This window comes from Micromonospora antibiotica (assembly GCF_017599305.1).
Lineage (GTDB): Bacteria > Actinomycetota > Actinomycetes > Mycobacteriales > Micromonosporaceae > Micromonospora > Micromonospora antibiotica.
In genome coordinates this window covers 782,076-807,841 of sequence record NZ_JAGFWR010000001.1, presented here as the reverse complement: position 1 = coordinate 807,841, position 25,766 = coordinate 782,076, and the positions used below count along the sequence as shown (strand labels likewise).

At 72.5% G+C, this 25,766-nt stretch carries 21 protein-coding genes; 4 read left to right on the top strand and 17 right to left on the bottom strand.

Annotated elements, in window-relative coordinates:
* Nucleotides 1-15: 15 nt before the first annotated feature.
* Nucleotides 16-495, bottom strand: coding sequence for a MarR family winged helix-turn-helix transcriptional regulator (locus JQN83_RS03770; RefSeq protein ID WP_208565574.1), 480 nt, complete (start codon nt 493-495; stop codon nt 16-18).
* Nucleotides 496-557: 62 nt separating this feature from the next.
* On the opposite strand from JQN83_RS03770, the gene JQN83_RS03765 reads away from it, so the two are divergent.
* Entirely contained in the window at nt 558-926 is a 369-nt protein-coding gene (locus JQN83_RS03765) for a VOC family protein (protein ID WP_208565573.1), read from the top strand.
* Nucleotides 927-971: 45 nt separating this feature from the next.
* Here the strand turns inward: JQN83_RS03765 and JQN83_RS03760 are convergent, their stop codons facing one another.
* From JQN83_RS03760 to tmk, 6 genes are all read right to left on the bottom strand, one after another.
* Nucleotides 972-1,832 carry a PSP1 domain-containing protein gene (locus JQN83_RS03760; RefSeq protein WP_208565572.1) on the bottom strand — a complete coding sequence of 287 codons (861 nt, stop codon included), beginning with the start codon at nt 1,830-1,832 and terminating at the stop codon, nt 972-974.
* An 81-nt stretch (nt 1,833-1,913) separates the two neighbouring features.
* Complete coding sequence (locus JQN83_RS03755) at nt 1,914-2,573, bottom strand: hypothetical protein (RefSeq protein WP_208565571.1); 660 nt, start codon at nt 2,571-2,573, stop codon at nt 1,914-1,916.
* Nucleotides 2,573-2,878 (bottom strand): hypothetical protein, encoded by a 306-nt coding sequence (locus tag JQN83_RS03750; RefSeq protein WP_208565570.1) that lies wholly within the window; start codon nt 2,876-2,878, stop codon nt 2,573-2,575. Before JQN83_RS03750 ends, JQN83_RS03755 begins: the two co-directional genes overlap by 1 nt.
* Nucleotide 2,879: 1 nt before the next feature.
* Nucleotides 2,880-3,209, bottom strand: coding sequence for a YbaB/EbfC family nucleoid-associated protein (locus JQN83_RS03745; protein ID WP_208565569.1), 330 nt, complete (start codon nt 3,207-3,209; stop codon nt 2,880-2,882).
* 107 nt (nt 3,210-3,316) lie between these two features.
* Nucleotides 3,317-4,600, bottom strand: coding sequence for a DNA polymerase III subunit delta' (locus JQN83_RS03740; RefSeq protein WP_208565568.1), 1,284 nt, complete (start codon nt 4,598-4,600; stop codon nt 3,317-3,319).
* Nucleotides 4,600-6,702, bottom strand: a complete 2,103-nt coding sequence (tmk, locus tag JQN83_RS03735; protein ID WP_208565567.1) for a dTMP kinase — start codon at nt 6,700-6,702, stop codon at nt 4,600-4,602. Before tmk ends, JQN83_RS03740 begins: the two co-directional genes overlap by 1 nt.
* A 289-nt stretch (nt 6,703-6,991) precedes the next feature.
* Here tmk and JQN83_RS03730 point away from each other — a divergent pair, with 289 nt between their 5' ends.
* Entirely contained in the window at nt 6,992-8,200 is a 1,209-nt protein-coding gene (locus JQN83_RS03730; protein ID WP_208565566.1) for an amino acid deaminase/aldolase, read from the top strand.
* Nucleotides 8,201-8,260: 60 nt separating this feature from the next.
* Here the strand turns inward: JQN83_RS03730 and JQN83_RS03725 are convergent, their stop codons facing one another.
* Nucleotides 8,261-8,836, bottom strand: a complete 576-nt coding sequence (locus tag JQN83_RS03725; protein ID WP_208565565.1) for a TetR/AcrR family transcriptional regulator — start codon at nt 8,834-8,836, stop codon at nt 8,261-8,263.
* A gap of 225 nt (nt 8,837-9,061) precedes the next feature.
* On the opposite strand from JQN83_RS03725, the gene JQN83_RS03720 reads away from it, so the two are divergent.
* Nucleotides 9,062-10,369, top strand: coding sequence for a D-arabinono-1,4-lactone oxidase (locus JQN83_RS03720; RefSeq protein WP_208565564.1), 1,308 nt, complete (start codon nt 9,062-9,064; stop codon nt 10,367-10,369).
* Nucleotides 10,370-10,426: 57 nt separating this feature from the next.
* Nucleotides 10,427-11,350 (top strand): hypothetical protein, encoded by a 924-nt coding sequence (locus JQN83_RS03715; protein ID WP_208565563.1) that lies wholly within the window; start codon nt 10,427-10,429, stop codon nt 11,348-11,350.
* Between the two features lie 63 nt (nt 11,351-11,413).
* Here the strand turns inward: JQN83_RS03715 and JQN83_RS03710 are convergent, their stop codons facing one another.
* The 9 genes from JQN83_RS03710 to JQN83_RS03670 form a co-directional block, all read right to left on the bottom strand.
* A complete protein-coding gene (locus JQN83_RS03710) occupies nt 11,414-12,445 on the bottom strand; it encodes an NlpC/P60 family protein (protein WP_208565562.1) in 1,032 nt (343 codons plus the stop codon).
* A gap of 28 nt (nt 12,446-12,473) precedes the next feature.
* Nucleotides 12,474-12,956, bottom strand: a complete 483-nt coding sequence (locus JQN83_RS03705; protein ID WP_208565561.1) for a poly-gamma-glutamate biosynthesis protein PgsC/CapC — start codon at nt 12,954-12,956, stop codon at nt 12,474-12,476.
* Nucleotides 12,953-14,842, bottom strand: a complete 1,890-nt coding sequence (pgsB, locus tag JQN83_RS32750; RefSeq protein WP_244251577.1) for a poly-gamma-glutamate synthase PgsB — start codon at nt 14,840-14,842, stop codon at nt 12,953-12,955. The genes JQN83_RS03705 and pgsB overlap by 4 nt, the downstream gene beginning before the upstream one ends.
* 1 nt (nt 14,843) lies before the next feature.
* On the bottom strand, nt 14,844-17,105 hold the full coding sequence (locus tag JQN83_RS03695; RefSeq protein WP_208565560.1) for a cache domain-containing protein: 2,262 nt from the start codon (nt 17,103-17,105) through the stop codon (nt 14,844-14,846).
* Between the two features lie 144 nt (nt 17,106-17,249).
* Nucleotides 17,250-18,542, bottom strand: a complete 1,293-nt coding sequence (locus JQN83_RS03690) for a CapA family protein (protein ID WP_307798977.1) — start codon at nt 18,540-18,542, stop codon at nt 17,250-17,252.
* 50 nt (nt 18,543-18,592) lie between these two features.
* Nucleotides 18,593-21,436: a type I DNA topoisomerase gene (topA, locus tag JQN83_RS03685; protein WP_208565558.1), complete on the bottom strand. Its 2,844-nt coding sequence runs from the start codon at nt 21,434-21,436 to the stop codon at nt 18,593-18,595.
* Between the two features lie 476 nt (nt 21,437-21,912).
* A complete protein-coding gene (locus JQN83_RS03680) occupies nt 21,913-22,509 on the bottom strand; it encodes a hypothetical protein (RefSeq protein WP_244251764.1) in 597 nt (198 codons plus the stop codon).
* Nucleotides 22,506-23,048, bottom strand: coding sequence for a hypothetical protein (locus tag JQN83_RS03675; protein WP_208565556.1), 543 nt, complete (start codon nt 23,046-23,048; stop codon nt 22,506-22,508). The genes JQN83_RS03680 and JQN83_RS03675 overlap by 4 nt, the downstream gene beginning before the upstream one ends.
* 107 nt (nt 23,049-23,155) lie before the next feature.
* Nucleotides 23,156-25,543, bottom strand: coding sequence for a sodium-translocating pyrophosphatase (locus tag JQN83_RS03670; protein WP_208565555.1), 2,388 nt, complete (start codon nt 25,541-25,543; stop codon nt 23,156-23,158).
* Nucleotides 25,544-25,766: the final 223 nt, after the last annotated feature.

Sequence of the window (25,766 nt, the reverse complement as noted above, 5' to 3'; positions counted from 1 at the left end):
ACGTAAACCTCTTGATCAACCCCGATCAGCGGGGGGTGGAGGTGGGGTGGGTGGGGAGGCGAGGGAGAGGATCATGCTCTTCAGGGCGTGGAAGGCGGCTGAGCGTTCGGCCTCGGTCATGCCGGAGAGCATTCTGACCTCGACCGAGCGGACGGCGGCGGTCGCCTGGTCCAGGCTGCGTCGACCGCTCGGCGTGAGCCGCGCGGGCAGCGCCTTGCCCACGGGGGCCTCGGCGGGCCTGGTCACGTAGCCCTCCCGTTCCAGGTTCTGGAGCAGGACGTTCATCGTCTGCCGGGTCACGAATGCGCCCCGCGCGAGTTCGGAGTTCGACAGTCCCGGTCGCTGCGCCAGCAGTTCGAGGCAGGCGTAGTGCGTCACGCCCATCCCGAGGGGCCGCAGCACCTCCTCCATGGCGACCCGCAGGGCGCTCGACGCCTCCTTCAGCAGGTAGCCCAGGGACGTGTTCAGGTCGATGCCGGCATCACCTTGACTCATGTCAGGATTCTGACATAGGTTGAGTCGTGTCAGGAACCTGACATGAAAGAAGGAGAACCACCATGCCCGTCACCGGCCCCGACTTCATCTCGCTCCAGGCCCGCGACCTCGCCGCCTCCCAGGCGTTCTACGAGCGCTACCTCGGCCTCGTCCGCTCGCCGGCCGGGCCCCCGCACGCCGTCGTCTTCGCGACCAGGCCGATCGCGTTCGCCCTGCGTGACGTCGTCACCGGCACCGATCTCGACTCCGTCGCCCAGCCCGGCATCGGTGCCGCGATCTGGCTACACGCCACGGACGTGCAGGCCATCCACGACGCGCTCGTCACCGACGGGCACACCATCGTCTCCGCACCGGTCGACGGCCCCTTCGGCCGGACATTCACCTTCGCCGACCCCGACGGCTACCAGGTCACCCTGCACGACCGCGCCTGAGGTGCCGGCGGCAGACGACCGACTCCGCCAACCGGGTCACGTCGATCAGCGCGTCGCCGCCTCCGGGCCGGACAGGTCACGGCTCTCGTAGGCGCTGCGGGACCCGCAGACGTCGGCACGGGAACACATGGAGCGCGAGCCGTCGGCGTCCAGCCGGACGGTCACCGCGTCCCGGGGGACGCTGTGGCCGACCACCCGGCCCTCCCCCTCGGGTGTGGTGACCCGGCTGCCGACCGCCGGGGCGGACTCGGTGAACTTGGCATAGAGCGGGTGCTCGTACTTGAGGCAGCACATCAGCCGGCCACAGGCCCCGGAGATCCGCAACGGGTTCAACGGGAGGTCCTGGTCCTTGGCCATCCGGATGGTCACCGGCTCGAAGTCGTTGAGGAAGGTGGCGCAGCACAGGTCCCGGCCGCAGGAGCCGATGCCACCCTGCACCCGGGCGGAGTCACGGGCCGAGAGCTGCCGCAGCTCCACCCGGCAGTGCAGGGTCGCACCCAGGTCCCGGACCAGGGAGCGGAAGTCCACCCGGTGCGGGGCGGTGAAGTAGACCGTCGTCCGGTCCCCGGTGCCCTCGGTGGCGGCGAGGACGTGGTCCACCGCGACCACCTTCATCGGCAGGCCGTGCTCCCGGATCAGCCGCTTCGCCGCCACCTTCGCCTCGGCCTTACGCCGCCGCAGCAACTCGTCACGGCGCAGGTCGTCATCACCGGCCAGCCCGGCCAGCTTCGGGAAACCGTCGGTCTCCTCGGTGACCCACTGCGCCGCCCAGACGCACTCCGCCACCTCGGGGCCGTCGTCGGTGGGGACGAGCACCCGGTCACCGACCTGCGGACGGAACTCCCCCGGGTCGAGGTAGTAGAGCCGCCCGTACCGGTTGAAGCTGACCGCGCAGAGCATGCCCATGACATCAGCCTACGACGGATCGGCGGGACCCGGTCGGGTGCGGCGGGCGGGCATCCCGCCAGGGAGTCGACCCGGTCACGGTCAGCCGATCCGCAGCGGGCCGCCGTGGTACGACGGACCGCCGGTCGACCGCCAGGTCGACTCGGCCAGGCTGGGTGACCACTGGCGCAGCAGCGTCTCCGCCCCGTCGTAGGCCACCCCGAGCACCGCGAGCACCCGGGTGGCGATCTCGGCCGCCGCCCCGGACCCGACGGCGGGCCCGGCACCGGAGGCGGTCGCCGCCCGGACCCGGACCGCCTCGGTCGAGCCGAGCACCTCGGCCAGCACCCGGGCCACCGCCAACCGGCTGCCCTCCACCCAGTCGGCCAACGCGTCGGCGTAACCGGCGGTGGACTCCAACCGGCCCACCAGGCTCTCCGGCCCCTCGTCCAGGTGGCGCAGCAGGGCGGTACGGGCCTCGTCGTAGGACGACCCGGCCGGGCCGGACCAGATCCCCGGGTCGGTGAGGGCGGCGCACGCGTCGTCGTACCCCCGGATGAGCCGGCGCACGGCGTGGCCGGCGGTCGCCAGTGGCGCGGGGTGCAGGTCGAGGAAGGCGCGCAGGGCCTCACCCGGCAGCAGCTGCATCCGGCGCAGCAACGGCCAGACGGGGTGCCCCTCGGGGGCCCCGGCGGCGAGCAGCGTGTCGACCCGGGCGAGCAGGTCGAGGCCCGGCTCGGCGAGGCGGTCCAGCGGGTCCATCACGCCTCCCCGCCCAGCCGGCGGCGGGCGGCGTCGTCGGCGGTGGCGTAGCGGTCGGCGGCGCTGCGCACGGCCGACGCGGCGGCGGCCAACCGGGCGGCGGCGGCACCCGCCTCGCGGGCCCGGCCGTCGGTGGCGGCGGTCCACTGCCGGTGCAGGGCCCGTCCGACCTCACCGGGGCGACCGGCGGCGTGCGCACCGAACGCCGGATGCGGCGGGTCACTCACCGTGACCGTGCGGGAGAGCGCGGCGAGGGTGGCGCTGGCCTCGTCGAGGCGGGCGGCGAGGGCGCGCAGGGCGTCCACCTCAGGCCCCCGCGAGCGGGCGGTAGGCGGTGAAGGTCTCGTTGTGCAGCTTCTCCCGGGCCCACTGGGCGGCGTCGGCGGCGGCCGTCACGGCGGCCTGCACCGAACCGGCCACGTCCCGGGGGTGGCGGGTGTGCAGCGGCCCGAGGAAACGCACGTCGGTGATCCGGCCCCCGGCGGTCACCACCACCTCGACCAGCCCGTCGGGCGAGCGGACGGTCACCTCGACGGTGTCGACCGCCCGGTCGAACTCGGCCTGGAGGGACTCGATCCGGCGGTACCGCCGCACCGCCTCCTCGATCCACGCCTCGTCGATCTCGCCGCGCGGCATCCGATCTCCCCCCAGGTAGACCTCACCCTGCGTGCCACCACGATCACTGCGGCCCACCGGGACCGTACCGCACCCCGTCAACACGTGTCGATGGGCGGAAACGGGGGTCAGCCGCGCCAGAGGGAGAGCATCATCGCCTCCACGGCGATGCGGGGTTTCACGTTCGCCTCGATCGCCGCCCGGCACTCCAGCACCGCCTCCAACCGGCGCAGCGAGCCCTCGGGGGCCCATTTCTGCCCGCCCGCCTCGGCCAACGTCGCGGTGTCGGTGTGCACCGGGGCGACCGGCGCGCGCAGCGCCGAGGTGAGCGCGTCCCGGTAGAAACCGGCCAGGTCCACCAGGGCCCGGTCCAGGGCGTCCCGCTGGGCCCGGGTGGCCCGGGACTTCTGCCGCTTCTCCAGGTCCTTGAGCTGGCCGGCGGAGCCACGGGTCGCGCCCGCCGCGCCCCGGCCGGTGCCGCCCGCGCCCAGCGCGGTCTGCAACGCGGCCCGCTCGGCCGCGTCGGATTCCGCCACCGAAGCCGCCGCCTCCGCCTCGGCCGCCTCGATCAGCGCCGACGCCGCGTCGAGCGCGGTGCCCACCCCGGTCAGCCGGCGCGGCACCGCCAGCACCGCGTCCCGGCGCTGGCGTGCCTCGGGATCGCGGGCCAACCGTCGGGCCCGCCCCACGTGCCCCTGCGCGGCAGCGGCGGCCCACTGCGCCACGTCGGGCGTGACGCCGTCCCGCCGGACCAGCACCTCGGCGACCGCCGCCGCCGAGGGCTGCCGCAGCGGTACGACCCGACAGCGCGACCGGATCGTCACCGAGACGTCCTCCGGGTGGGTGGACGGGGCGCAGAGCAGGAAGACCGTGCGGGGCGGTGGCTCCTCGACCGCCTTGAGCAACGCGTTGCCGGCCGCCTCGGTGAGCCGGTCGGCGTCCTCGATGATCACCACCTGCCAGCGTCCGCCGGACGGGGTGCTCGCCGCCCGCAGCACCAGGGCGCGCATCTCGCCGACGCCGATGGAGAGCCCTTCGGGGGCCACCAGCCGGACGTCGGCGTGGGTGCCGGTGAGCGTGGTGTGGCAGCCGGGGCAGCTGCCGCAGCCGGTGCCGTGCACGCACTGGAGGGCGGCGGCGAAGGCGCGGGCGGCCACCGAGCGTCCCGAGCCGGGCGGGCCGGTGAAGATCCAGGCGTGGGTCATCCCGGCCGCCGGGTCGACGGGCGGGGGGGTCCCCCCGGCGGTGGCCCCCTCGTCGGCCTCGGCCAGGGCGGCCAGGTCGTCGTCCGGGTCACCGGTGGGGGTGGGCAGGTGGGCGGTGCGCAGCACGGCGGCGGCCGACGCGGCGGCCCGGCGCAGGGTGTCGACCGCGTCGGCCTGACCGACCAGGTCGGCGAAGACGTCCGACATCAGGTGCGGTGCTCCATCCCCACCAGCTCAGAGTCGGATAACTCGGGCTGCACCGAGGTGTCCGGCCCGTGCGCCGGGCGGGGGTGCACGATGCCGGCCGGGTCCACCAGCAGCTCCTGCACCCGGCGGGCGACCAGGCGGGCGATCTCGTCGACCGGGCGGGCCCCGTCGAGCACCAGGTAACGCTTCGGGTCGTTGGCCGCGAGGTCGAGGAAGGCGTAACGGACCCGCTCGTGGAAGGCGACCGACTCCGCCTCCAGCCGGTCGGTCCCCCGGTTGCGGGCCGCCGCCCGGGACAGGCCGGTGCGCGGATCGACGTCGAGCAGCACCACCAGGTCGGGCTTGAGCCCGCCGGTGGCCCACGAGGAGAGCCAGGAGACCTCGTCGACCGGCAGCGTACGACCGGCGCCCTGGTAGGCCAGGGACGAGTCGACGTACCGGTCGCTGATCACCACCGCGCCCCGGATCAGGGCGGGCCGGACCACGGTGGCGACGTGGTGGGCCCGGTCGGCGGCGTACAGCAGCGCCTCGGCGCGCGGGGACGGGGCGTCCGCGCCGGAGTCCTCCAGCACCAGGGCCCGGATCCGCTCACCCACGGCCGTGGCCCCCGGCTCGCGGGTCACCACCACGTCGCGGCCCTGCTCACGCAGGCGGGTGGCGAGCGTTTCCAGCTGGGTGGACTTGCCGGCCCCCTCGCCGCCCTCGAAGACCACGAAGAGCCCGTTGGAGACGAACGGCTCGGCCGGCATCAGTGGCCGGCCGCGCATCGAACCCCACAGGTCGGCCAGGACCGGCACGCCCTTCTTGTCGTCCATCTGGCCGAACGCGCTGATCCCGGCGAAGATGCCGGCCAGGCCGGCGGCGAGCAGCAGCAGTCGGGTGGACGAGACCGAGATGCCGAGGTCGGCGATGGTCAGCTGGCGTGAGCCGCCGACCCCGACCAGCAGGCTGCTCAGCGCGATGGCCAGGATCAGCACCAGCCGGGTGCCGATCTGCACCACGGCGAAGACCCGGCCGCGTACCTCGTCGGCGACCTCGCCGCCGAGCAGCGTGGTGCCGGCGAGGAAGGCCATGCCGGCGCCCGCGCCGACCATGATCGCACCGAGGATGGCCATCGACAGGTGGATGGCGAAGGCCAGCACCAGCACGGACGCGCTGGCCAGCACGATGCTCATGCCGAACCAGCGGCGGCGGGACATGTCCCGCACGATCATCGGGCCGAGCCCGATGCCGACCGCCAGCCCGATGAAGATCGCGCCGAACAGCATGTAGAAGGCGGCGTCGCCGGCACCCAGCGAGGCGGCGAAGAACTTGGCGGTGCCGATCACGATGCCGCCGCCGGCGAACGCGCCGAAGATCCCCAGCACCAGGCCCCGGACCAGCGGGGTCTGGCCGATGAACTTCCAGCCCTCGGTGAACTGGCTGAACATGCCCTGCTCGGCGCGCTCACCCCGCTCCCGGGCCTGGGCCTGGCTGATCTCCTTGATGCCGAAGGCCACCACCAGCGCGGTGGCCAGCCGGGAGAAGGCGTTGAACCAGAGGGCGAGCTGGGCCGGCTCGGCCCAGCCGGGCATCTCCCCGCCGGTGATCCCCCGCACGCTGCGGTCCAGCACCGCCAGGCCGATCGCGGCGGCGACCGGGGTCAGGCCGTACGTGGTGATCAGGGTGAGCTGGTTGGCCGTCTCCAGCCGGGCGCGCGGGATGAGGTTGGGGACCGCGGCCTCCTTGGCCGGAATCCAGAGCAGGGTGATCGACTCGATGAGGAAGGTGGCGATCGCCGCCCAGGTGACCACCACGCCGCCCCGGACGCCGAGCAGCGCGACCAGCGGGATCGAGGCGAAGAGCACGAACCGCAGCAGGTCGCAGATGACCATCGTCCAGCGCCTGTCGAACCGGTCGGCGAGCACGCCGGCCACCGGCCCGAGCACCAGCGCCGGGAGCAGCCGGATCGCGATCACGCCACCGAACACGGCACCCTGGGCGGTGCTGCCGGAGACCTGCGCGGCGGCGAAGACCGAGGTGGCGAGCAGGCCGAGCCAGTCGCCGAAGGAGGCCGCGCCGAGGACGATCCAGAGCCGCCGGAACGGCCTGATGCGCAGCACGGAACGGATCGCCGCCGCCCCGGACCGGTCGGTCGGGGCGGTGCCACCGGGCGGTGGGCCGGATGACGACGCGCCGGACGACTCGCCGTGCTGCTGGCTTTCGATGGCCGTACCTCCACGTGCCGGCCCAACGCTGGGCAGTCCCGGTGGAACACTCTAGACCCGGTGGGGGCCTCCCCACCGGCGACATTCTCCTGCTCGCCGAGCCTAGGCCGCGAACGCCACCGACCGCAGCCCGGTAGGACGTGAGGGTATTTCGCATTGCCGTCCGGACAGTTAGCGTGCATTCGTGGCCATCGACAGCGACACCCTGCGCGAACGCCTCGACAAGGCGACCGCCCACCTCGACCCGCCCTACGCCGTGGTGGACCTCACCGCCTACGACGCCAACGCCGCCGCGCTGGCCGCCCGCAGCGCGGGCAAACCGGTCCGCGCCGCCAGCAAGTCGATCCGGGCCCGCGACCTGCTCACCCGGGCGCTGCGGCAACCCGGCTGGTCCGGTGTGATGGCGTTCACCGTTCCCGAGGCGAACTGGCTGGTCCGCTCCGGTGTCACCGACGACGCGCTGGTGGCGTACCCGAGCGCCGACCGGGGGGCGCTCACCGAACTGGCCGCCGACCCGCAGCTCGTCGCGGCGGTCACCCTCATGATCGACAGCACCGAGCAACTGGACCTGATCGACGGGGTGTGCCCACCGGGCAGCCGCCCCGAGCTGCGGGTCTGCCTCGACCTGGACGCCTCCTGGCGACCGCTGCGCGGGCGGGTGCACGTCGGAGTACGCCGCTCGCCGGTGCACAGCGCCCGGGCGGCCGGCGCGCTGGCCGCCGCCGTCGCCCGCCGACCCGGCTTCCGGCTGGTCGGCCTGATGTCGTACGAGGCACAGATCGCCGGCCTCGGGGACGCCCCGCCCGGACAGGCCGCGCTCAGCGCCGCGATCCGGATCGCCCAGCGCGGCTCGTACCGGGAGCTGCTGGCCCGCCGGGGTGCGGCGGTCGCCGCCGTCCGGGAACACGCCGACCTGGAGTTCGTCAACGGCGGCGGCACCGGCAGCGTGGCCGCCACCAGCGCCGACCCCGCGGTCACCGAGGTCACCGCCGGATCGGGGCTGTACGGGCCCACGCTGTTCGACGCCTACCGGGCCTGGCGGCCGACCCCGGCGGCGTTCTTCGCCTGCACGGTGGTCCGCCGGCCGACGCCGGAGATCGCCACCGTGCTGGGCGGGGGCTGGATCGCCTCCGGCCCCGCCGCCACGAGCCGGCTGCCCCGGCCGTGGCTGCCGGCCGGGCTGGCGCTGGTCGGCAGCGAGGGCGCGGGCGAGGTACAGACCCCGCTGACCGGTGCCGCCGCAGCCGCGCTGCGGATCGGCGACCGGGTGTGGTTCCGGCACGCCAAGGCGGGTGAACTCTGCGAGCGGGTCAACGAGCTGCACCTGGTCGACGGCGACACGGTCGTCGACACGGTGCCCACCTACCGGGGGGAGGGCCACGCCTTCCTCTGACCGTCGCGCGCCCCTCGCCCGACGCCGGGCCGTTCCCCGGTTCGCGGCGGGCGGGGGCGGTCAGGGCTGGGCGACGGGCGGGGTGGGGGCCTCGACGTGCCGGTGCAGGTATTCGCGGATGAGCGCCTTGGCCTCGGCCAGGACCCGCTCGTCGCCCTCCTGCTTACGGCGGAACGCCAGCTTGATCAGGGCGTCCGCGGCCTCGACGGCGATCTCCAGGCAGAACCGCAGGCGCGGCTCGTCGACCATGCCGAACCGTTCGGTGAGCACCCGGGCCAACTGGTCGGCGATCACGCCGTTGTTGTCCCGCTGCTCGTCGAGCAGGTGCAGGTCGACGACGTCGCCGAAGTGCAGGGTGCGGAACCCCGGGACGGTGCGGTGCATCGAGATGTACTCGTCGATGCCCGCGTCGACGCCGTCCCACCAGTGGGTCAGGTCGTCGGAGGCGAACCGTTCGTCGAGGCGCTGGAGGTAGGACTCCATGGTGCGCAGGGTCAACGCCTGCACGATCGCCCGCTTGTCCGGGAAGAACTGGTAGACCGACCCGATCGCCACCTCGGCCCGCTCGGCGAGCAACGTGGTGGTCAACCCCTCGTACCCCACCTCGTCGACGAGTTCGGCACAGGCGTCCAACATCCGTTGGACGCGCGCGACACTTCGACCCTGCACCGGAACGCGGCGCAGCGGCCCGGTCGTGGCGGCTGGTGTGGACACTCGACGCCACCCCCCTTCGACGGAAGAACATATCCACATGTCACGAGACCGTGACTACCGGTACAACGAGCGGACCTCGATTGCGGTATTTACCAGGCACAACGTTCCTGATATGAAGGCAGTTCACATTCATGTCGAGGAGCGCCGATGGCCGGTACCGCCACCGCCTGGTCCAACTGGGCGGGCAACCAACACAGCGTCGCCACCGCCATCCTGCGCCCTACCACCGTCGAGGACATAGCCGAGGCGGTCCTGGACGTGGCGGGCGCAGGTGAACGGATCAGAGTGGTCGGCAGCGGCCACTCGTTCACCCCCATCGCCGTGTCCGACGGGCGGCGGATGGAGCTGTCCGCCCTGCGGACCGAGATCCGGGTCGACCGGGCGGCCCGACTGGTCACCGTCCCCGCCGGGACCACCCTGCGGGCGCTCAACGCGCTGCTCGCCGGGCACGGCCTGGCCATGCCCAACCTGGGCGACATCGACGCGCAGACCATCGCCGGGGCGATCTCCACCGGCACCCACGGCACCGGTGCCGCGTACGGCTGCCTCTCCACCTTCGTCGAGGCGCTCACCCTGGTCACCGGCACCGGCGAGGTGCTGCGCTGCTCGGCCGGGGAACACCCGGAGATCTTCGCCGCGGCCCGGGTCGGCCTGGGAGCGCTCGGCGTACTCGCCGAGGTCACCCTGCGCTGCGTCGACGCGTTCACCCTGCGCGCACACGAACGCCCCGCCCCGCTCGACGAGGTGCTGGGCGACCTGCCCGGTCTCATCGGCCGGCACGACCACGTCGAGTTCTACTGGTTCCCGTACACCGACCGGGTGCAGCTCAAGACCAACGACCGGGTGCCGGCCGACGACCGGCCGCTGCCGCGCTGGCGGGGCTGGCTGGACGACGAACTCCTCGCCAACACGGTCTTCGCCGGGGCCTGCCGGCTGGGCCGCGCCGTGCCGCCGCTGGTCCCCACCATCAGCGCGGTGTCCGCGCGGGCACTGACCGAGCGCACCTACACCGGCCGCTCCGACACCGTGTTCTGCACCCCGCGCCGGGTCCGCTTCGTCGAGATGGAGTACGGCATCCCGCGCGCCGCCCTGCCGCAGGCGCTGGCGGAGCTGCGCCGCATCGTCGACCGGCTGCCGTTCAAGGTGCTCTTCCCGGTCGAGGTGCGGTTCACCGCCGCCGACGACATCTGGCTGTCCCACGGCTACGGGCGTGACTCGGCCTACCTCGCCGTCCACCAGTACGTCGGCATGCCGTACGAGCCCTACTTCCGGGCCTTCGAGGAGGTCGCTGCCGGGCTGGGCGGCCGACCCCACTGGGGCAAGCTGCACTACCGGGACGCGGCGTCCCTGGCGACCGCGTACCCGAGGTTCGCCGACTTCCAGGACCTCCGCGCCCGACTCGACCCCGGCCGGGTCCTCACCAACCCCCACCTCGACCACATCCTCGGCGAGTGACCCACCCGCCGCCAGGGGTGACGACGACGGCGGGAACGGCACGGTAGCCTGCCTGCGATGCCCCGAATCTCCACCCGCCGTAACGGTCTCCTGGCGTGCTGCGCGGCCCTGTCGCTGTGGCTCGTCGCGTGTGGCGAGCCACCCGACGAGCCCACCGCCGCCCCGCCCGCCCCGGCGGCCCCGGACACGGTGGTGACCGACTTCGTCAGCCGGCTCAAGCCGACCGATCCCTACCGCGACCCGGACCCGACGGAACGGCAGACGGCCCGTCGGGCGGTGACACTGTTGGTGACCGGGGACCAGTCGGGGCTGCCGGAGGCGAGCGGGCTGCTGGCCGAGCTGGGCTTCACCGCCAGCCGGGGCCGCGATCCGCAGACCGGGCGCGACTACGCGCTGTTCGTCACCGGGGCCGGCGCGGAGCGGCCCTGGGGCCTGATCATGGTGGACCTGTCCCAACCGGTACGGCTCGCCGTCGAGGTGCCCCACCCCAACTCGGACCTGCACACGGAGGACATCGGACTGCGGCTGTTCCGGGCGACGCCGGGCAGCATCATGCTGGTCGCCGGCGCACACCGCCGGGCCGGCGACGGGCGGGCGGACGCGGCGCACAACTCCCAGGGCCTGTTCCAACTGGCCAGCGAGCGGTTCGCCCGCAACCGGATCAACCAGATCCAACTGCACGGCTTCGCCGAGCAGAGCCTCCCCGGCGAGGAGATGGTGGTCTCCAACGGGCAGAAGCGCTCCACCCCCGCCCTGCGCCGCACGGCCGACGCGCTGGACACCGCCGGCTTCGTCGCCTGCCGGGCCTGGACCAGCAGGTGCGGTGAGTTGGAGGGCACCACCAACACCCAGGCCGAGGCGGCCCGCAAGCAGGGCGCGGTCTTCGTCCATCTGGAGATCACCTGGGCGGTACGCCGTGCCGAGGACCGTCGGGCGGACCTGGTGGCGGCCCTGGTGGCCGCCGACCTTCCCCGCCGCTGACACCCACCGGCCCGCAGCCCCGGCACCCGACCACGCCACCCCCGCGTTGCCGGCCGGCCGGGCTCAGACCCGGCGTGCCGACAGGAACCGGCCCGACCAGTAGCCCGGCCCGTCCAGCAGCGACTCACCACCGAAGTCACCGAACGTCGGACCGTCCGCCTTGACCCGGCTGGAGAAGAACCGGTGGTGACCGGCATCGTCGACACCGAGATAGATGCCGGAGTGCTCGATGCTCGGGCCGGCGTTCGCCCCGTGGTTGAAGAAGACCAGGTCACCCTCCTGGAGGACGCCGTAGTCCCGGGCCGCCCGACCGGTGTTCGGGATCAGCAGCGCGCCGGGGCCGAAACCGGCCATCGCGTACGCCCGGCGGGGCAGTCCGGCGCCCTTGGTGTTGGTGCCCCGCAACGGGTACTTCATCCGGTAGCCGTAGACCATCCGGATGAAACCCGAGCAGTCCAGGCTGCGGAAGTGGTCCTTGGCCGGCCGCTCGTGCTTGCCGTCCGGGAAGTCCCACTCCACACCGAGGTAGTCGTAGAAGTCGGAGTTCTCGGCACGACCGTCCGGGTCCGCCGCCGAGAGCGGGCCGAAGGAGGCGTCACCGGCGAACTGGCGGCCCTCGGCGTCCTTGCGGGCGGGCGCGTCGTCCAGGTAGTCCATCGCGATGGCGAGGGCGTCCGGGCTGTCGTCCCCCACCGCCTTGTCCAGCCAGGGCCGGAACCATGCCGCCTTCTCCTCACCGGCCTTCCACGGGGTCGGGGCGAGCCGGATCCAGGCGTCGGTGGTCACCGACGACTTCGTGAAGCGGGGCTCGGTGAAGGTCCGCTCGGGGCCGGCGACGCGTACCGTGCGGGCCTTGTCGGTGAACACCGCCAGCACCCGCCCGGCGGCGTCGCGGACCTGGGTCCGCGACGGTTTGCCCAGCCGGGTGAAGGTCAGCTCGGCGGACGCGACCGACGCCGCGCCCGGGCCGGCCGCGCTGCCCGGCGGGGCGGTCGACGCGGACCGGTCGGGGCGGAGCGCCACGACGACGATCACACCCGCGGCGATCAGGACGACGGCCAGCGTCGCCCAGATCCCGTTCCTGCTCTGTGACACGGGGGATGCCTGCTTCCGTAGTCTCGGCTCAACTCACCGGCACCAGGCCGGCCAGGATGCCACTGAAGATGATCAGGTACGAACCCACGGAGACCGCCCCGGTGGCCAGGATCGTCGCCAGCGGCGGTTGACGGACCAGCTGGTAGGCGATCAGGCCAGGTGCCACGAAGCCGAGGGTCTGGTGCGAGAACAGCAGCGGGAAGTCCTGCTGGATGACCAGGAAGAGGGTGGTCTGGAGCAGCACGCTGAGCAGCACGATCGCCGCGAACAGCCGCTTGCCGTAAAGGATGACCACCCGCTGCATGACCCGGGTGAGTCCCCAGGTCACCCCGGTCATCGCGACGATCACCAGCACCTGGCGGTACTCCTCGACCAGAGCCAGCGCCAGCCAACCCGGCGTGATCATGCCACCGGGGGAGAGATTGGTGGTGAGGTAGCAGGCCAGCGCGAGGACCAGCCCGACGCCCAGGCAGAGCGTGGACAGCTCGGGCGTCAGCTCTCCGTTGATCATGAGGAACTCCGGTAGACGGACGGCCGTCGATGCGACGACTGCGGATCGGGATCGGGGGGTGTCGCAGCGGTGCCGTCGGCCGGGGGCCGGCGGCTCCGGCCCCGGTGCGGATCGTGGTCCACCGGGGCCTGCTCCGGGGGCCCGCCCACCGGCCGGCCGCGCCGGGTCGGCGGCTCCTGCTCCACCAGGCCGAACGGGTCCCGCTGGCCCGGAGACTGGGCGTGGTACCGGTCCAACTGCTCGGGGGCGAGCGCGGCGTACCGGTCCGGACGCCCGGGGGCGGGCACGCCGGGGCGTTGCGGCCCGTCGTACGGTCGGGCCGTCGGAGGGCCGGGCCACGGCGCCGGGGGCGCGAGGGGCACAGGGGGCGCGGGAGGCGCGGGGGGCGCGGGAGGGTTGCCGTACGTCGCCGCCGGCCGCCGGGAGGCACCGGAGGCCGGTCCGGGCGGCGAGTCGCCCCCCGGTGCGCCGTACCGATGGGCAGGGGCCTCGCCGACTGGCCGAACACTCGGACCCGGCGGTACGACACGAGCAGGCGGACCCGGCGGCACCGCACGCACAGCCGGCCCCGGCGGCACCGCACGCACAGCCGGCCCCGGCGGCACCGCACGCACAGCCGGCCCCGGCGGCACCGCACGAGCAGGCGGACCCGGCGGCACCGCACGAGCGGGTGGCCCCGGCGGCACCGCACGAGCGGGTGGTTCCTGGGATACGGGGCGGTCCAGGCGGCTGAGCTGCGCGAGCAGGATCTCGCCCTGACCGTGGATGTTTCCGATCGCCAGCACCGAGGCGAACCCGTCGATGCTGCCGAGCACCCCGTCGAGCAGTTCCTCGGCCCCGATCCGACCGCCCAGGTCGACCACCCGGCCCTGCCAGCTCTCCTCGATCTTGACGCGGGCGCTCCGGGTCGGCTCACCGATCAGGACGACCTTGTCCGGGTCGATCCGGGAAACCAGCGCGCCCATCTGGCCGTTCCGCTCCACCCGGTCCGGCCGACAGTTGATCAGCACGTGCAGTGGTCGGGGGATCGACCCCTGTTCCTGCAACTGCTTGATGTTCATGAACGTCGACTCGGGGTCGTTGGCGGCGAAGATGTTCGCGAACCGCAGCGACGTGCCGTCCCGGCGGTACTCCTCGACGCTGAGCACCCCCGGATCGGGGGGCGCCGTCCACATGCCGGTCAGGGCGGCCTCCCGGGGCACCCCGAGCAGTTCGGCCACCTTTAGGGCGATGGCCACGTTCTCCTTGAACGTGGTCCAGGTGAAGCCCGCCATCTCGTCGTCGGTGACCGATTCGGGGTCGACCGGGATCAGCTTGCAGGACCGCTTGTCCGCCTCCGCCTGCAGGATGTGCAGCCGGTCGGACTCGGCGGTGACGCAGATCCCGTCGACCGGCATGGACCGGCTCAGCGAACGGGCCACGTCGTCCAGGGTCGGCCCCATCTCGGCGAGGTGGTCCTCCCGGACGTTGCAGAGGATGCCGATGGTGGACTGGATCAGCTTGGTCTGGTTCAGCTCCTGCAACGGCGGCATGACCGCCATGCACTCGATGACCAGCGCGTCCGGGTAGTAGGCGGCGGCCCGGCGGACGATGCCGATCTGCTCCACCACGTTGGCGATGCCGAACTTGCGGTAGACCGGCTCTTCGCTGGCGTCCGGGAAGATGAACCGGGCCGCCGTGCCGGTCGTCTTGGCCACCACGACCAGCCGGCCACCACGCAGCGCACCGGCGGTGAGCCGGGTGATCGAGCTCTTGCCCCGGATGCCGTTGACGAGCACCCGCTGCGGGATGCGGTGCAGACTGCGGTGATGGTTGCGCTGCTCGATGATGCCGCCCGCCAGCAATCCGAGGCAGGCGAGGAGAAACACCAGATAGAGGAAGAGCATCTCAGTCACCCCTGCGGGACGACCGGACACCACGGCTACCCGCCTTCCGTCGTGGCGGGACCTTCGTCATGATCGCCGTGGGCATGCCTTCGGTGCCGCGCAGTCGTGCCGCACCCCCGAGCCGCTGCTCGCCGTGGACCGCCGCCTGACGACACACCTCCAGGCAGACCGCCACCGCGCCGATGTCGTCGTGCCAGCGCGGTGAGATCACCCGGCTGCTGTCCCCACCGGCGAGCGTCGCCGCCTCCCGGGCCAGGTTGCGCAACGGCCGGAGTTGGAAGAAGTAGTACCAGCTGAACAGCAGCAGGCCGATGCCCGCCGCGACGACCGCCACCAGGAGCGCGCCCTGACGCATCTCGTTGCCGGGCAGCGCGTAGTCGGTGACCGGGCGCTCAGCCACCACCGTCCACTCCAGGTGCGCCGCCGAGCCCTCCAGCGCGACCGGCGCGGTGATCAACAGCTCATGGTCACCGTCGACCTCCGCCACCCGGGCGTACGGCTTCCCGCTGAGCGCCTCCGCCGCCGCGGTGCGCACCTGCCGGCTGGACACCTGCTCGAAGGCGAGGTAGCCGGCCGAATCCAGGATGTCCCGCTGGTCCACGTCGACCACCCGCAGTCGCCCGTCGACCCGCTCCAACAGTCGGGTCAGGTAACGCACGTCGAACTCGGCGACCAGCGACCGCCCGTCCGCCAGCTGCGTGTACGCGTAGACGATCGGCAGTCGGCCCTGCACGTCGTGCAGCACCACACCGCCCTCACCCGGCAACGGACCACCGGGTCGCAGCGGGGTCCGGCCCACGCTGGTGACCACACCGCCGTTCGCCGACACGAGGTAGCCGCTGCGGAACCTGCGGTTGTCGTCGAGCAGGCGGTCGAGCGCCCGGCGCAGCTGGCCGGTGCCGGCGGTGCGGTTGTCCGCGCCGACCAGGGCGAGCTTGGTGTAGCCACCGTCCAGGGTGTCGTCGACCGCGCCGGCCACGGCGGCGACCTGGTTCTCCGAGTCCCGCACCACCTGGGCCGGGAGGTCGTCCTCGTGGGGGGCGAGGGTGGCCAGGATCCCGCCTGCGGCCAACAGCACCGCGACGACCGCCGTGACGACCGCAAGACCTGCCGGTACGCCGCCGGTCGGGTCGTCCGGGCCGCGCCCCGCCGGGGTCGTGCGCTGCTGGGCGGCGAGCGTGCCGAACGCCGAGGCGATCCGGTTGACCTGGGCGTTCGCCGTCCTCGGCGGCCCCTGCGTGGGGTTGCCCGAGGCCACCGCCTTGGCGTGGACGAGGAGCAGCCGCATCGGCCGGACCAGTCCGAACTGGAGGATCAGCAGCACCGCACCGGCACCCAGCAGCAGGACGAGCGCGGCCAGCAGTGGCTCCCGGGTGACCGCAGCGGCGGTGACCGGGACGTACACCAGGGAGACCACCACGACACCGACCTTGCCGACGGCGTCGGCGGTGGTCACCGGGGCGATCGGCGCGGTCGGGTCCCGGTCGGCCGGGCCGGCGGCCGGTGCGCCGGTGCGGGTGGCGGTGGACCCCCCGGACGTCGCGCCCACCGCCCCGGTGATCAGCCCGTCCAGCGCGGGATCGGCCGGTACGGGTGCCCCCTGCACGAGGGACCGCCCACCTCCGGGTACGGCGATCAGGACGGCCTGCTTCGCCTTCGGGTCCAGCCGGAGGGTACGGATGTGCAGGTTCAGCTCGGCGACGAGCAACCGCCCGTCGGACAGCGGCTCGACCAGGAGCAGCCGGGGGTCGTTGCCCTCGACCACCGGCAGGGCGATCCGGCCGGCGGCGGTGCCGGGGGGCAGCGCCACCGGTTGACCGACAGCAGCCACAGTGGACTTTCCGCCCGCGTCGAGGACGCCGACGCCCCGCCACTTCGGTTGGTCTCTGGTGAGTGCGGCGAGTTGGGTGGCCGCCCCGGCCGGCCGCGCGTCGTAGGCGCCTGCCGTGCGGGCCAACTCCTCCCGGCTACGGGCGACCGAGCTGTCGAGGCCACGGGCGACCGCCCTGACGAAGTCCCGCTGCGAGTCGGTCACGGCCCGGGGCACGCCGGCCTCGCTGTCGCGGCCCAGGTAGGCGAAGGCGAAGACGGCGAGCAGGGTGAGCAGCAGGGCGGCCACCAGTGCCGGCGTACCGACCCCGGTCAGCAGCCGGGGCTGCGGAAGCTGTTTCTCCAGGCTGATCAGACGCCAACGGGCCAACTCTCCCTGCCCGTCCCCGGGGCGGTGGAGGCCCGCCCGCACCGGCGGTGGCGGATGGTTCATCCGCGCACCCACAGTAGACAGTCGTCACCCATGTAACCGTTCCTCCCCGTGGACCAGCCGGCGTGCGAGGCTAACAGCGCTCACCGCCCGCCGGATGGCGCGATTCGCCAACTATCGAGCGAATCGGATATTCAACCGCGTGATTTACCCGTTCGGCGTGGCCGAACCACCGGGCGGGCCAAGAACCTCAAGACCATCCGCTTCGCCCCCACGGGCCAAGAGGTAGCCCCGGATGCGGGCGGCAGCAGCCCGGTAGATCTCCCGGCGGTGCGCCGGGGTCGTCGGATCCGCCAGCGCGGTCGGCAGATCCACCAACCGGATGTCCGGATTCAGATCGATCCAGGTGGGAACGGCCTCGGCCCGGGTCACCCGCCACTTCCCCTTGGCCGTCTCGGTGAAGGTGAACCGCCCCATCACGCCCTCCCGGTTGGCGGGGATCGGTTCCGCGTGCCGGGCGACCTGGTTGCCCATCCCGAAGACCACCCACTTCTGGCCGATCTTCTCGATCGGCTGCACCACGTGCGCATGGTGACCCAGGATCAGATCGATGTCCGGGGACGCGATCAACAGCTTCGACCACTCCTCCTGCTTGGCGTCCGGCAGGTTCTCGTACTCGGTGCCCCAGTGCAGACTCAGCACCACGATCTCCGCACCCGCCGTACGCAGCTTGCGCGCCGCCGCGAGGATCCTGGGCGGCTCGATGAGGTTGGCGATCCACTCCTTGCCCGCCGGCCGTCGCAGCCCGTTGAAGTGCAGGCTGTAGGCCAGGTGCCCGACCCGTACCCCGTTCTTGGTGTAGATCCGTGGGGTGAGCGACTCCTTCTTGGTCCGCGCGCTGCCGGTGTGCCCGATCTTCGCCGCGTCCAACGCGTCCAGGGTACGGACGACCCCCGCCTCGCCCTGGTCGATGCTGTGGTTGGACGCCGTCGAGCAGGCATCGAAGCCGGCGCCCCGGATCGCGTCCACCACCTGCGGGGGGACGCTGAACTTCGGGAAGCCGACGAACGGCCCGTCCGGCTTGGCCAGCGGGGTTTCCAGGTGACAGATCGCCAGGTCAGCACCCTCGACCGTCGGGCGGGCGTGCCGGAACAACGGGTTGAAGTCGAGCGCACCGGAACGCCCCGCACGCTTGGCGTCCCGGCCCGCCTGATGGGTCAGTTCCGGGTGCACCAGCACGTCACCGGCGCCCAGGATGGTGAACAGCCGACGCCCGGAGGAGTCCTGGCGTACGGCCGGGTCGGGCGGGGTGGTGACCGGCCCGACCTCGGCGACCGGCGCACCCGCACCGATGCCCGGCGGGTCAGCTGGCGAATCGCCCCCTGTCCCGCTGGTACGCCAGACGATCAGCCCCGCTCCGGCCAGCACCGTCGCGACGAGGGCGACGATGCCCGCCACCTTCAGCGGCCGGCCGCCTTCCGCACTCTCCGATTTGGACACCGCGACAGAGTAGGCCATCACGCACCGGACGTGAGGCCCCTTTCAGCGGCTCACTCGCCGTCGGCAGCCACCGTGGCCTTGCGGGGAGCAGCCTTGCGGGCCGGCGTCTTCTTGGCCGTCGTGGCCTGCTTCGTCGCGGTGGCCTTGGTGGTCGTGGCCTTGGCCGCCGTCGTCTTCTTCGCCGCCGTGGTCTTCTTGGCCGGCGCCTTCTTGGCGGGGGCCTTCTTCGCCGCCGCCTTCTTCGGGGCCGGGCCCTTCGCCCGCTTCTCGGCCAGCATCTCCGACGCCTGCTCGACGGTCAGTTCCTCCGGGGTCTGCCCGCGCCGCAGCGACGCGTTGAACTCCCCGTCGGTGACGTACGGCCCGAACCGGCCGTCCTTGATCACCAGTGGCTTCTCGGTCAGCGGGTCGACGCCCATCTCGCGCAGCGGGGGCGCGGCGGCCCGACGCTGGCGGGTCTTCGGGGCGGCCAGCAGGGCCAGCGCCTCGTCGAGGGTGACGGTGAACATCTTGTCTTCCGAGTCCAGCGAGCGGAACTCGTCACCACGCTTGACGTACGGACCGTAGCGGCCGTTGTTGGCGACCACCTCGCCGCCGTCCGGGGCGACCCCGATCACCCGGGGCAGGCTGAGCAGCTTCAACGCCTCGTCGAGGGTGAGCGAGTCGGGGGTCTGCGTCCGCAGCAGCGACGACTTGCGCTCGCCGCTGGCGACGTACGGGCCGAACCGGCCGGACTTGAGCACGATCGGTTCCCCGGTGGCCGGGTCGTCGCCGAGCTTGCGCTCGCCGCCCCCGCCGAGGAACAACTCGTGCACCTTCTCCGGGGTCAGCTCGTCGGGGGCCAACCCTTCCGGGATCGGCGCCCGGTCGCCCTGGCTGCCGCCCTCCTCGCCCTCGGCCTTCGGCGTCGGCTGCTCGCCGGGCAGGGCCCGTTGCAGGTACGGCCCGAACCGGCCCACCCGCACGACGACCTCACGCCCCTCGTCGTCGGTGTGCAGCGGGATCGAGTTGACGCTGCGCGCGTCGATCTCGCTGAGGTCCTCGGTGACCAGTTTCTTCAACCCGCCCGCGTGGGCGATGGCCTGGTCACCGGTGCCGTTGCTGCTGCCGAAGTAGAACGCGGTGAGGAAGTCGACGGCGGCGTGGTCGCCCCCGGCGATCTCGTCCAGCTCGTTTTCCATGCTGGCGGTGAAGTCGTAGTCGATCAGGCGCGGGTAGTGCCGTTCCATCAGCCCGATCACCGCGAACGCCAGGAACGTCGGGATCATCGCCTGGCCGCGCTTGGTGACGTAGCCCCGGTCCTGGATCGTCTGCATGATCGACGCGTACGTCGACGGGCGGCCGATGCCCAGCTCCTCCAGCGACTTGACCAGCGACGCCTCGGTGTAGCGCGACGGCGGCTGGGTGTGGTGGCCCTGCGCGGCCAGCTCGTCGGCGGTCAGCGGCTGGTCCTTGACCAGGGTGGGCAGCCGCCGCTCGGCGTCCTCGGCCTCGGCGTTCTCGTCGTCGCTGGACTCGACGTAGGCCCGCAGGAAACCCGGGTCGGTGATGGTCTTGCCGGTGGCGCCGAAGTCGGCCTCCTCCTGCGCGGCGGAGACCGCCCGGATGCGCACCGAGACGCTGGAGCCGACCGCGTCGGTCATCTGCGAGGCGATGGTGCGCCGCCAGATCAGCTCGTAGAGCTTGAACTCCTCGCCGGACAGCTCCTTGGCCACGTCGCCCGGGGTGCGGAAGTTGTCCCCCGCCGGGCGGATCGCCTCGTGCGCCTCCTGGGCGTTCTTCACCTTGCCGGTGTAGCGGCGCGGCTCCGGTGGCACGCTGCGCTCGCCGTACAGCTCGACGATCTGCCGGCGGGCCGCCGCGATGGCGGTCTCCGACAGGTTCACCGAGTCGGTACGCATGTAGGTGATGTAGCCGTTCTCGTAGAGCCGCTGCGCGGTGCGCATCGTCTGCTGCGACGAGAACCGCATCTTGCGGGCCGCCTCCTGCTGGAGGGTGGAGGTGATGAACGGCGCGTAGGGGCGACGACGGTAGGGCTTCTCCTCGACCCGGGTGACGGTGAACGGCCGCCCGTCCAGCCGGGCCGCCAGGCCCCGCGCCCCGCTCTCGTCGAGGTGCACCACGCCCGCGCCGGGGCGTACCCGGCCGGTGGTCGGCTCGAAGTCCTTGCCGGTGGCGATCCGGTCGCCGTTGAGGGCGACCAGGGTGGCGTTGAAGGTACGCGGGCCCTCGCCCGGCTTCGCCACCGCCAGGGTGGCGAGGATGTCCCAGTATTCCGCGGTGCGGAAGGCCATCCGCTGGCGTTCCCGCTCGACCACGATCCGGGTCGCCACGGACTGCACCCGGCCCGCCGAGAGCCTCGGCATGACCTTCTTCCACAGCACCGGGGAGACCTCGTAGCCGTACAGCCGGTCGAGGATGCGGCGGGCCTCCTGGGCGTCGACCAGGTCCCGGTCGATCTCCCGGGGGTTGGCCACCGCAGCCTGGATGGCCGGCTTGGTGATCTCGTGGAAGACCATCCGCTTGACCGGCACCTTGGGCTTGAGGGTCTCCACCAGGTGCCAGGCGATGGCCTCGCCCTCGCGGTCCTCATCCGTGGCCAGGAAGATCTCGTCGACCTCCTTGGCCAGCTTGACCAGCTTGTTGATCTGCTGCTTACGGTCGGCGGAGACGACGTAGAGGGCGTGGAAGCCGTTGTCGACGTCCACCCCGAGGCGGGCCCACGGCTCACCCTTGTACTTGGCCGGCACGTCGGCGGCGTTTCGGGGGAGGTCCCGGACGTGGCCGAAGCTGGCCTCCACGACGTACCCCGGGCCGAGATAGCCCGAGATCGTCTTGGCCTTCGCCGGTGACTCGACGATGACCAGACGGGTGGTTCCAGCGTTGCTCGGCACGTCTCTCCCCGACTCCGCTCCTGCTCCAGGCCCGATTCGGGCCGTGTCGCGCCCGCCGGACCACGGTTGGTCCGGATGTCCAACGTAACGCGCCGCCCGGGTTCCGGGTCCCGGGGGCGGCAATCAACGTCCGCGCGGCGGCACCACCGACGCCACGCCGGCCGCAGCGGCCGGACGGCGCCACCGTACACCGTGGGTAGGCCCGGAAGTGGGCCACGGTGACGGGGACGGACCCCCGACCTGGGCGAATCCCGCTGCTCACGGAGTGAGACGGCCAGCATACTGTCCGCGATACTGTCCATGATCGGACACTTGGCCAGTCTGCACCACCGCCTCCGGTAGGCCGATGGTGCCGCATCCGGGGCGACCCGACAGCGCAACACCGCCGCCGTCGGGTCGATCACCACCCGGGCCGGGGCCCGGCGGGGCCAGGCGGTGCAGGGCAGGGTGGGGCAGAGCGTCGCGAGGCGGGACGGTCACGGCCAGAGGTCGACGGGGGCGGTGGGCGGTCGGTCGCCCACCAGCTCGGCCAGCCGGGCCAGCCGCCGCCCGCCGATCCGGAACGCCGGGCCACCCGCGTCCGCCTCCACCAGCGCCGCCGGCAGACCCACCACGGCGAGCGCCGCCCGCACCACCGGCCACCACGGCTCGTCCCGGGGATGCAGGCGCAGCAACAGGCCGGCCTCGTCGGCCGCCCCCGCGGCGGCCAGCCACAGCCGCAACCGCCGGCCGTGCAGGTGGAAGTGGCCCGGCGGACGCTTGACCCCACCGGCCAGCCAGGCCGTCGCCAGCGGGGCGAGGGTGGTCAGATACGAGGTACGCACGACCCAGCGCTGCTCCCCGGTCGCCTCCCAGCCCGCCGCGAGCCCCCGCCGGGCCAGCTCGGCGACGAGCACGTGCACCCGCCAGGCCGCGTCCACCTCGACGGACAACCGGGCGGTACGCCCCATCCGGTGCACCTCCCCCGGGCCGGCCAACAGCCCGGACAGATCGGCGACGGACGGATCGGCCGCCTCGGAGCCGAACAGCGACAACTGACGCACCGGCTCCCCGGGCGGGTCGGCACGACTCAGCGACACTCCGGAACCTCGTCGAAGGCCTGTTTGAGCTCTTTCGAGTTGAGCCGCCCGGTGTCCAGCGCGCTCGCGTCGTACTCCTTGTTGAGCTTGTCCACCGCCGCCTGGACGCCGTCGTAGAACACGGTGGCCCGCCCGGTGTCCAGCGCGTCGATGGTGTCACCGGCGCGTCCGTAGGCGTCCCTGATCCTCTCCAGGGACGTACGGAACCCCTTCGACACCTCGTCGCCGCGGTCGGTCTCCGGGATGCCCGCGTCGGCGATCCGGCGGCGGGCCGTCTCGCTGGCCTGCTCGGCACCGGCGAAGAGCCGCACCAGGTTCTCCTTCGCCTGTGCCGGGGTGGTCTGCGCGGTCATCTGCTGGTGGGTGCTGCTGGTGAGCTTGCTGATCTCGGCCCGCCACGGGGTGAGCGCCTCGCAGACCGAGGCCGCCCAGGCCCGTGGGCTGGGACCGCCGCCGCAGCCGGCGACGACGAGGACGGCCGTGGTGAGGACCACCGTGAGCTTTCCGGCGGCACTCGCCCGACACGTACGCATGCGATGCAGCGTACGGCCTCCGGGCGATTGCGCCAGCGATCAGGTTTCGCGCTGGTCGGCCCCCGCAGCGGGTCCCCGGGACGGCCGGGAACCCGCTGCGTCGTCACTCAGACGTTGGCCGGTTCGACCTGCTTGGGGTCGTTGCCCGCGCCGGTGCCACCACCGTCCGGGGTGGAGTCCATCGCGACGCCCTTGCGCTTGCTGAACACCACCGCCGCGACCACGATCAGGGTGGCGGCCGCCGCGATCGTCAGGCGCAGCGGGGTGTTCCGGCCGTCGCCGACGCTCCAGGCCACCACGGCCGGCGCGATCAGCAACGAGACCAGGTTCATCACCTTGATCAGCGGGTTGATCGCCGGGCCGGCGGTGTCCTTGAACGGGTCACCGACGGTGTCGCCGATGACCGTCGCCTCGTGCGACTCGGAGCCCTTGCCGCCGTACGCGCCGTCCTCGACGAGCTTCTTGGCGTTGTCCCAGGCCCCACCGGAGTTGGACAGGAAGACCGCCATCAGGGTGCCCGCCCCGATCGCCCCGGCCAGGTAGGAGGCCAGTGCGCCCGGCCCGAGGCCGAAGCCGACCGCGATGGGGGCGAGGATGGCCAGCAGGCCGGGGGTCATCAGTTCGCGCTGGGCGTCCCGGGTGCAGATGTCGACGACCTTGCCGTACTCGGGGCGCTGGGTGCCGTCCATGATCCCGGGCAGCTCGCGGAACTGCCGGCGGACCTCCATCACGACCGCGCCGGCCGAGCGGGAGACCGCGTTGATGGCCAGCCCGGAGAAGAGGAAGACCACCGCCGCACCGATGATCAGACCGACCAGGTTGCGCGGGTTGGCGACGTTGAGCGCGCCGAGGATCTCGGCGCCGACGTCACCCACGCCCGCGTCGGAGTACGCGGTACGCAGCGTGTCGGTGTACGAGCCGAACAGCGCGGTGGCCGCGAGCACGGCGGTGGCGATCGCGATGCCCTTGGTGATCGCCTTGGTGGTGTTGCCGACCGCGTCCAGCTCGGTGAGGATCCGCGCGCCGTTCTCGTCGATGTCGCCGGACATCTCGGCCACGCCCTGCGCGTTGTCGGAGATCGGGCCGAAGGTGTCCATCGCGACGATGACGCCGACGGTGGTGAGCAGGCCGGTGCCGGCCAGCGCCACCGCGAACAACGACAGGGTGATGGAGCCGCCGCCGAGCAGGAACGCGCCGAACACCCCGGCGCCGATCAGCAGCGCCGAGTAGACCGCCGACTCCAGGCCGACGCTGATGCCGGCGAGGATGACGGTGGCGGCACCGGTCTGCGAACTCTTGCCGATGTCCTGCACCGGACGCCGGTTGGTCTCGGTGAAGTAGCCGGTCAGCGCCTGGATGGCGGCGGCCAGCCCGATGCCGATGACGACCGCGGCGATGGTCACCCCGCGCGGGCCGAGCGGCGGGTCGCCGCCGTCCACGCCGAGGCTCTGCCGCCACTCGGGGCCGAGCAGGTCGGCCCAGGTGGGCTGGAGGTAGAAGTAGGAGGCGATCGCGACCAGCACCGCGGAGAACAGGGCCGAGAGGTAGAAGGCCCGGTTGATGGCGGTGAGGCCGTTGCGGTCGGAGGCGCGCAGCCGGGTGATGAACACCCCGACGATCGCCACCAGGACCCCGATCGTGGAGATGATCAGCGGGAGGACCAGGCCGTCCTCACCGAACGCAGCGCGGCCGAGGATCAGCGCCGCGACCAGCGTCACCGCGTACGACTCGAAGAGGTCGGCGGCCATGCCGGCGCAGTCGCCGACGTTGTCGCCCACGTTGTCGGCGATGGTGGCGGCGTTGCGCGGGTCGTCCTCCGGGATGCCCTGCTCCACCTTGCCGACCAGGTCGGCACCGACGTCGGCGGCCTTGGTGAAGATGCCGCCGCCGACCCGCATGAACATGGCGAGCAGGGCGGCACCGAAGCCGAAGCCCTCCAGCACGGTCGGCGCGTCACCCTTGAAGAAGACGACCACCATCGCCGCGCCGAACAGGCCGAGACCGACGGTGAGGAAGCCGACCACGCCACCGGTGCGGAAGGCGATCTTCATGGCGGCTTCCCGGCCACCGGACGCCTCCCGGGCCGCCGCGGCGACCCGCAGGTTGGCGCGGGTGGCCAGCCACATGCCGGCACCGCCGATGAACGCGCTGAACAGGGCGCCGACCACGAAGAACACCGATCGGCCGATCTTCACCGCGAGTTCGCTGCCGTCGGTGTCGTGCACCGGCAACAGGAAGAGCAGCACGACGGCGACGACCACGAAGATCGCCAACGTCCTGAACTGCCGGAGCAGATAGGCGGAGGCGCCCTCCTGCACCGCGCCGGAGATCTCCTGCATGTTGGTGGTGCCCTTACCGGCTGCCAGCACGGCCTTGGTCAAGGCGGCGGCGAAGACGAGTGCCACCAGCGCGATGACCGCGGCGATGACGACGTACGTCAGGTTCTCTCCGGTGAGGGACAGCGCGCCGCTATCGGCGGCCAAGGTCCCGGACATCTATGTCCTCCTGTACCGAACACTGTCGCGCCGGCCAGTGGACGTATGGCCGACGCCTGGATGCGGTGGCGCACCTGCTCCGACCCGCCCCGACGGCAGATGATCAACATCTATGTTCGCTGGCTGCGGGAAGGATCACGTGCTGACAACTCACAGACTGTAGCCCTGGTCAGTGTTGGAGGTCACACCTGGGGGACACCGTGTCCGGATGATCTCCGTAACT